Raw genomic sequence first — 7,138 nt, forward strand, 5'->3', positions numbered from 1 at the left:
CGCAACTGTGATTGATGGTAACAGTCAATCAGCCTAAGATGCTATACGCACTGTCTTAGGAGGGGCAATGAGATGCCCTCATCTTGAAGTCTGTTCAAAACAGAAATGGACTGCGAACGTTTAGTCATTCAAGAATCCCACCCGTCAATCCGTAAGGATTAGGGCTTGCGACTTTAGTCGTGGGAGTCTCAAAGGACTCCCAAATATTCATACAGTCGATCCTAGATCAATATGAAAAAGGAGAAATGGCGACTTATGGAATCGAACTGAAAAACGAAAAAAAAATTATCGGGACGTGCGGTTTTATCGATTATGAAGAGAATCATCATAAGGCAGAGTTAGCTTATGCATTATCGCCAAACTATTGGGGACAAGGCTTTGCGACGGAAGCAGCGAAGGCATGTATTCGTTATGGGTTTGAAAGATTACAGTTAAACCGTATTGCAGCAGGATGTCATGCTAGTAATGCACAATCGGAACGAGTAATGAAACGGCTAGGAATGCAATATGAGGGAACGATGCGAAAAGATATGTTTGTAAAGGGAGCGTATCGAGACACGAAAATATATTCGATTTTGCGAGAGGAATATGATGTGCAGAAGGGAGAGTAATGGATTGGATTACTCTTCTTTTTGTTTTCAAAAACAACTTAATTATATAGAATGTAAGTGAATAAGATAGAGGAGCGGTGAGTAATGATAAGAGGTATTACATTTGAGATTCCAAATGACCATGGACGACATCTTGCAGATATATTAAAACCTTTAGAGCTTGCTGCTTTTAACTGGCTTGTAGAACCTGAAGAATCATATTTAGTTTCTAATAATCAGATAGAGACTCCTTTTTTCCCTGATAAGCAGGAAGTTATTGATGGTGTAACAATGCATAATTTGATAAATAGAGGAAGTTATTACTTAATATTTGCAGATGTAAAAGGGTTTCCAAAAGGAAAAAATGTAACGCAAATAACGACATATGAAGAATTTGTGAATAGTGATTGTGAACTAATTATATTGATAGTTGATTGTTCTTATACAACGCTATATTGTAAGAACAACGAAATGACTAGAAAGTTATATAAAAATGCACTAGAGATGAGATATGAGAACGTTGAATATATTACAGATGAAAATGATGGTAGAACACAAATGAGTGTATGGTAAGTGTAAGTAAATAGGGACGTTTGATTTTTGAGTCAATATTAAAGTGTCATTTGAAAAAATATATAAAAATTTATCTAAATTTTCTAAAAATATTGACAAAAAGACTTTCAATTTTTATACTTATGAAAGCATAATGAACTGTTAATAAGTCCTTTTGTAATATCTAAAAATGAAAGCGATTTTATAAGGGGGAGAAGAAATATGATGATGGATGTGCCATTAACAATTAGTTCGATGATTGAAAGAGCAGAGAAATTATTTCCAAAGAAAGAAATTATTTCTCGCACTCATAGCACAATTACACGATTAACGTATAAAGAGTTAGGTGAACGAACGAGACGTTTATCTAGCGCTTTGCAAAAATTAGGTGTGAAGCAAGGGGAGCGAGTTGGTACACTAGCATGGAATCATCATCGTCATGTAGAAGCATATTTTGCAATTCCTGGTATTGGTGCGGTACTACATACGATTAACATTCGTTTATCCCAGCAGCACATTTCATATATTATTAACCATGCAGAGGACCGTATTTTACTCATTGATGAAGATATGGTACCGCTTGTTGAGAAAATTCAAGGGGAATTATCAACTGTACAAGCTTATATCATCATGACTGATGAAAAAGAACTTCCAGAAACTTCACTTCAACCTGTATACCACTATGAACAACTTCTTGAAGAAGGAGATCCTAATTTTCCATTTTTAAAGGATATTGATGAAAATATGCCAGCTGGTATGTGTTATACATCGGCTACGACAGGTAATCCGAAAGGCGTCGTATATACGCATCGCAGTACTGTTTTGCATAGTATGTCACTTGGCCTTGCAGATACAACGGCAGTTTCTGAAAGTGATGCTGCTATGCCGATTGTCCCAATGTTTCATGTAAACGCCTGGGGGTTGCCATTTGCAGCAACATGGTTTGGATCTAAGCAAGTTCTTCCTGGGCCGATGTTTACACCGAAGATTTTATTAGAGATGATGCAGGAAGAAAAAGTAACAATCGCAGCTGGTGTTCCAACAATTTGGCTTGGTGTGCTGCAAGAATTAGAAAAAAATTGTTATGATTTATCAAATATAAGACGATTTTTATGCGGCGGAGCAGCTGCGCCGAAAAGCGTGATTGCAGCATTTGAACAAAAATACAATGTTCCATTCGTACATGCATATGGAATGACAGAAACAAGCCCGCTTGTCACGCTTGCACGTTTGAAGAGTTATGAACGTGAACTTCCATATGAAGAACAACTTACAATACGTGCGAAGCAAGGTTATTTAGTGCCTGGTGTGGAAATGAAGGTTGTTGGAGAAAAAGGAGAGGTAGCATGGGACGGAACAGAAATGGGAGAGTTATGTTTACGTGCTCCGTGGATTGCTGCAAGTTATTATAAAGACGAACGAACAGCAGATGGATTTCGAGATGGATGGTTATATACAGGAGATGTCGTTACGGTGGATGAAGAAGGATGTATTAAGATTGTTGATCGAACGAAAGATGTCATTAAAAGCGGGGGGGAATGGATTTCATCTGTTGATTTAGAAAATGCTTTAATGGCACATGAAGCAATATTTGAGGCGGCTGTTGTTGCAGTGCCGCATAAACAGTGGCAAGAGCGTCCTGTTGCATGCGTTGTTGTAAAACAAGATCAATCTGTTACAAAAGAAGAATTATATGACTTTTTAAAACCGCAATTTGCAAAATGGTGGTTACCAGATGAGATTGTTTTTCTGAAAGAAATTCCGAAAACTTCAGTCGGGAAATTTTTGAAGCAAGCACTTCGAAAAGAACTAGAGGAATTCTATATAGAAGATTGATTTTTTGTTAACAGTTATAAAAGAAACACAAGAAGCAATTTATGCTTCTTGTGTTTCTTTTTGCGTATGAATAAGGTGTGATAAAAATGCTTCGCCTGTAACAGTTGCTTTACCGCCGCCGCGTGCGCTTTTTGGATTCCCGCCACCTTTTCCTTCTATAAGAGGAAGGGATGTTTTTAAAAGGGTATTCATATTTAGCTTAACGGCTGGACCACATGCACAAATGCATTGTAAGTTTTCGCCGTTTTGTGTAACAAGATATGTAATGGCGTGGTCATCTTTCTCTGTAAGGATAGCTGCTAATTTAGCAAGTTCCTGCATAGAACGCTCTGTATAGATAACGGCAATTTGTTTGCCATATGAAGTTTCTTCTGCTTGCTGTAACAATTCATTTGCTTCTACAAGAATGAGTTTTTCATTGGCTACTTGCAACGCTTTTTCATTTTCCTTTTGAGCAGAAAGGAGCTGTTTTATTTTGTTTGGAATATCACTTTCTTTACTATGTAATTGTTGCGTTGCATCTTTCACGAGGAAATGATTGCGCTGCATTAGTTCAATTGTACGCCATCCGCAAACAAATGTAAGGCGAATGTTTCCTTTATGACGCTCCCAATTGATAATTTGAATTGGGCCGACTTCACCCGTTTGTTTTGGATGCGTACCACCACATCCGTTAAAATCAAGATTTTCAATAATCACAACACGAATATTTTCTGTTACGGTTGGTTCTTTTCGCAAAGGAAGTTGCGTTGCTTCTTCTAGATTTACCCACCGAACTGTAATTGGACGATTTTCAAGTACAATTTGATTTGCAAGATTTGCAGCTTCCTCAGCTATTTCGAAAGAGAGGTCAGAAGTTTCTAAATCAATTGTTACAATTTCTCTTCCTAGGTGAAAACCGATCGTTGGAATATTGAAGTGATCCCAAAATATCGCGGACAAAATATGCTGCCCAGCATGCTGCTGCATATGATCGAAACGACGTTTCCAAGAAACATATCCCGTTACTTCGTTTGTACGAATCTCTTCAGTAATGTAGTGACGAATTTCGCCATCTATTTCTTCCACATTTATAACAGGAGTGTCATTTAATTGCCCTATATCATGGGGCTGACCACCGCCCGTTGGATAAAAAGCTGTTTGTGTTAATACAACATATAAATTGTCGTCTTTGTCACGTTCCTGTTTTGTAATTTGAGCTGTAAAGGTTTGTAAATATGGATCTGTATAAAATAATTTGTGATTCACAACCTTACTCCTTTCAAACTTAGCTTTATAGATACAGATTTAAAAATCAACATAAAAACCTCTTTTTTAGGTGGACGAGAGCGTCTTGCCATGCATAGCGGTCAGGGCCTTTTTCTACCACAGGCGAGGTTTAAAACAAAAGGAGAAAATAAATAGTAGTCCTGTTGTTTTCTACATAGCAGCGACTTATATGTTGGAAAATCAATATATAGGTCTATTGTAAAACACTACGTATAATTTTCCTAATATTTCATAAGAAAAATTCTCTTTTTTAGAATTTTCTTGCTATAATGAGAAAAAGGGAACATAACGGGGGTGGATGATATGTTGTATGAAAATGGCGTACGAAAACTGATTCATCTAAACACAAATATTTCTGAACTATATAGGGAATTGCATGAAATGACCCGTCATTTAAAAGAATGTAACCGTGAAAGCGTAATATTTGATCGCTTATATGTGAAAGAATTATTATGGAAAAAAGAAGAGATCGTTTCAATGTATGATCAGCTCCTCGTTCAAATTTGTATAAATGACTGTTTCGATATGAAAAGTTTCATTTCTGGGGAATATGCTTATACACATGAAGAAGTGGAGAACTATGTAGCAGAATTTAATAGTAAACATAATGTAAATATTTTAGTAGAGGAAGTATTAAAAGAATTACAGTTTACATATGGTATTGACATGGAGCTGAAACGAACAGCTCGTGTTTAAGAAAACGAAAATTGTGTTTTCAAAGGAAGCTGCTTTTCAGCTTTCTTTTTCTTTGCATTGCATTTGGACATAGAGAAGGTGAGAGAGATGAAGGGGAAGTTAGGAAGTATTCATCCAATTGGGATGACTATCATTATTGGAACATTATTTGCAAGATTTGCAACATCGATGAGCATTCCATTTTTAGCGATTTATTTAACGCATGCAAAAGGAATTTCAGCAGGTGTTACAGGGGCAATTATCGGAACGAGCGCATTAGTTGGTGTATTCGCAAGTTTTATTGGTGGGAATTTATCAGATCGTTATGGACGAAAGAAGATTATGTTATCCTCCATTTTAGTTTGGATTCTTGTCTTTATTGGATTTGGATTTGCGGAGCATGTAGCTGTATTTTTTCTGCTAAATGCATTAAATGGGATGTGCCGTTCCTTTTTTGAACCAACGTCCCGTGCTTTATTATCCGATTTAACAAAGCCAGAGCAGCGTTTAATGGTGTTTAACTTACGTTACGGTGCTATTAATGTTGGGGTTGCAATTGGCCCGCTTGTTGGTTTGCAAGTTGGCAGCGCTGAATCAACAACACCGTTTTTTCTAGCAGCTATTATGTATGTTCTTTATACAATTGTACTCGCAGTTCAATTTCGCAGGTATCGCATTGGAGAAGAAAAAACGGGAGAGACAGAACAAGTTACTTTTATGGATTCTTTACACATTATAAGAAAAGACATTGTCTTTTTAGTTGCGTTAATTGGAATTATCATTAGTACAGCAGGATACGCACAGTTTTCATCAACGCTTTCTCAATATTTTGCGAACTCCCATCTATTTGAAAATGGAGTGAAATTGTTTTCTTATGCATTAGCATTAAACGCAATTACTGTAGTAATCGTTCAGTACCCACTCATTCAAGTGTGTAAAAAGTATACACCGCTCGTATCGATTATGATTGGTACAATACTTGTTAGTGCAGGGTTATTTGGATTTGGATTTGCGGAATCAATGTGGGCTGTTTTCGTTTGTACGGTCATATTTACAATTGGAGAAGTATTAATGTTTTCCATGACAGATGTATTTGTTGATCAAATTGCAGTAGCAAATTTAAAAGGAACATATTTCGGGGCAATGGGATTCTCAGGAATCGGCGGAGTTATTGGACCATGGTTTGGCGGACTTCTGTTAGATCATTACGGCTATCACAATGGTTTTGTGATTTTTGCAATGTTGGCGACTCTTTCTATGCTTGCATTTCCAATTCTTATATTGACAAGAAGTTTGCTTCGTAAAAGAATCATAGAAGAAAAAATAGGAAGTACAAATGCAATGTGAGTTTACATCTTAGAATAAGGTTTTGAAATGAAAAAGGTGGATGATTGTGGTCAGCCACCTTTTTTCGTATACATTGTTTCAGTTGATGAAAGGGCATTTCTTATATGACTTGATAAATTTGTATACGATTATTTTGTAAGGAGAACGGTTTGTTCTGTTAATTGTGCTACTTCTGTTTTAGATATGTGAATGGTAAGAAGGCCGTTTTCAAGATAGGCTAACATTTTTTTATATATAATAGTGGCTGGCAAGAAAATCATATGCTGCAAGGCGGAATTGTTATTAGATATGTTAATTTGTAAACCTGTCTCCATCTTTTTAATAAAAATATTTTGCTCAACTATGTTCGGGATATCAGCTTCTAAAATATATTCTTGTTCTGTTTCAAAAAGGTCAACGTGAATACCGTTTGGTGAGGGATAGTTTGTGTATAAATCGGAGCAAAATTGATTCATCCATTCTTCAAAGCCATCAACATGAAAAAGGCAGTCTTTTTTCTTTTGCTTGCCCATTGTAAGAAAACCTCCGTAAAATTTCATTCATAATACGATATTCACTTTGAAATTAGAGGTGAAAAGGAAAGAGGAAATGTGCTTTTAAAAAAGGGGAGATAGTATAAATATATGATAAATAGACAGTGCACATGCAGAGGCCACTGAAAAACTCACGTTTTTTCAGCTCAAAAACCGGATGTGAAATTAGAAAGGCGACTTTTCGTTCAAAATGGAACGAAAAGTCGCCTTTCTTTCTATTCTTTTTTTACTTTTCTTCCTTTTTTTCCTTCATTAAGGTCATAATTCGTTTTAAATTGACGGCAAATATAGCCATCGCACCTTGCATTCGCATACCAATGAGACCCGAGGAAGATG

The 7,138-nt window shown here is 36.4% G+C and carries 7 protein-coding genes; 5 read left to right on the plus strand and 2 right to left on the minus strand.

Annotation, left to right across the window (positions count from 1 at the left end; all coding sequences use genetic code 11):
- Positions 1-179: 179 nt before the first annotated feature.
- From H280_RS0122395 to H280_RS0122405, 3 genes are all read left to right on the plus strand, one after another.
- A complete protein-coding gene (locus H280_RS0122395; protein ID WP_269208763.1) occupies positions 180-611 on the plus strand; it encodes a GNAT family N-acetyltransferase in 432 nt (143 codons plus the stop codon).
- An 84-nt stretch (positions 612-695) separates the two neighbouring features.
- A complete protein-coding gene (locus H280_RS0122400) occupies positions 696-1,163 on the plus strand; it encodes a DUF2691 family protein (protein ID WP_020063330.1) in 468 nt (155 codons plus the stop codon).
- 201 nt (positions 1,164-1,364) lie between these two features.
- Positions 1,365-2,978 carry a long-chain fatty acid--CoA ligase gene (locus H280_RS0122405; RefSeq protein WP_020063331.1) on the plus strand — a complete coding sequence of 538 codons (1,614 nt, stop codon included), beginning with the start codon at positions 1,365-1,367 and terminating at the stop codon, positions 2,976-2,978.
- 39 nt (positions 2,979-3,017) lie between these two features.
- Here the strand turns inward: H280_RS0122405 and H280_RS0122410 are convergent, their stop codons facing one another.
- Positions 3,018-4,226 (minus strand): alanyl-tRNA editing protein, encoded by a 1,209-nt coding sequence (locus tag H280_RS0122410; RefSeq protein ID WP_020063332.1) that lies wholly within the window; start codon positions 4,224-4,226, stop codon positions 3,018-3,020.
- A gap of 324 nt (positions 4,227-4,550) precedes the next feature.
- Here H280_RS0122410 and H280_RS0122415 point away from each other — a divergent pair, with 324 nt between their 5' ends.
- Both H280_RS0122415 and H280_RS24230 read left to right on the plus strand, forming a co-directional pair.
- On the plus strand, positions 4,551-4,943 hold the full coding sequence (locus H280_RS0122415) for a hypothetical protein (protein ID WP_020063333.1): 393 nt from the start codon (positions 4,551-4,553) through the stop codon (positions 4,941-4,943).
- An 87-nt stretch (positions 4,944-5,030) separates the two neighbouring features.
- A complete protein-coding gene (locus H280_RS24230; RefSeq protein ID WP_020063334.1) occupies positions 5,031-6,269 on the plus strand; it encodes an MDR family MFS transporter in 1,239 nt (412 codons plus the stop codon).
- A gap of 128 nt (positions 6,270-6,397) precedes the next feature.
- Here the strand turns inward: H280_RS24230 and H280_RS0122425 are convergent, their stop codons facing one another.
- Positions 6,398-6,781: a hypothetical protein gene (locus H280_RS0122425; RefSeq protein ID WP_020063335.1), complete on the minus strand. Its 384-nt coding sequence runs from the start codon at positions 6,779-6,781 to the stop codon at positions 6,398-6,400.
- Positions 6,782-7,138: the final 357 nt, after the last annotated feature.

The sequence above is a fragment of the Bacillus sp. 123MFChir2 genome (genome assembly GCF_000383235.1).
In the GTDB taxonomy this organism is placed as follows: domain Bacteria; phylum Bacillota; class Bacilli; order Bacillales; family Bacillaceae_G; genus Bacillus_A.

Excerpts from the sequence above, each read along its gene's own strand:
- H280_RS0122400 (WP_020063330.1), top strand. The coding sequence starts at position 696 with ATGATAAGAGGTATTACATTTGAGATTCCAAATGACCATGGACGACAT.
- H280_RS0122405 (WP_020063331.1), top strand. The coding sequence starts at position 1,365 with ATGATGATGGATGTGCCATTAACAATTAGTTCGATGATTGAAAGAGCA.
- H280_RS0122415 (WP_020063333.1), top strand. The coding sequence starts at position 4,551 with ATGTTGTATGAAAATGGCGTACGAAAACTGATTCATCTAAACACAAAT.
- H280_RS24230 (WP_020063334.1), top strand. The coding sequence starts at position 5,031 with ATGAAGGGGAAGTTAGGAAGTATTCATCCAATTGGGATGACTATCATT.
- H280_RS0122425 (WP_020063335.1), bottom strand. The coding sequence starts at position 6,781 with ATGGGCAAGCAAAAGAAAAAAGACTGCCTTTTTCATGTTGATGGCTTT.